Source organism: Micromonospora sp. DT47 (assembly GCF_049844475.1).
Taxonomy (GTDB): Bacteria; Actinomycetota; Actinomycetes; order Mycobacteriales; family Micromonosporaceae; genus Micromonospora.
The window spans coordinates 1-436 of record NZ_JBNCLC010000074.1 but is presented as its reverse complement, the minus strand read 5'-3'; the positions used below and the strand labels follow the sequence as shown (position 1 = coordinate 436).

1 protein-coding gene is annotated in these 436 nt (G+C 70.4%); it reads left to right on the top strand.

Features of this window, described 5'->3' with window-relative positions; all coding sequences use genetic code 11:
- Positions 1 to 436: hypothetical protein (locus tag ACLQ2U_RS32200; protein ID WP_425754646.1), on the top strand; the 436-nt coding region annotated here is incomplete at both ends.

Sequence of the window (436 nt, the reverse complement as noted above, 5' to 3'; positions counted from 1 at the left end):
ACGCCAACATCAAGGCCGGTAACTACGGCAAGCCAGGGTCGCAGCGCCGGCGGCGGGTCGAGGCGACGCCGGTCCGACTCCGCTGGGACGCCGCGCAGCCGTACGACGCCAGGATGCTGTCGTGGCAGTCCGACGCGCGCGCCGTGTCGGTCTGGACGATCGACGGACGGTTGAAGGGTGTCGCCTACACCGGTTCGCCTGACCAGCTCAAGGCCGTGGCCGAGTTGCCGGTCGGGGAATCCGACCTCGTGCACCGCGACGGCATGTGGTTTCTGTACGCCACCGTCGAGGTCGCCGAGGCTGATCCGGTCGACCCGCAGGGGTTCCTTGGCGTGGATCTCGGCGTGGTGAACATCGCCACCGACTCCGACGGGCGGGCGTACGCCGGGGAGAAGCTGAACCGCTACCGGCGCCGCCAGCTGCGACTGCGCGCCCG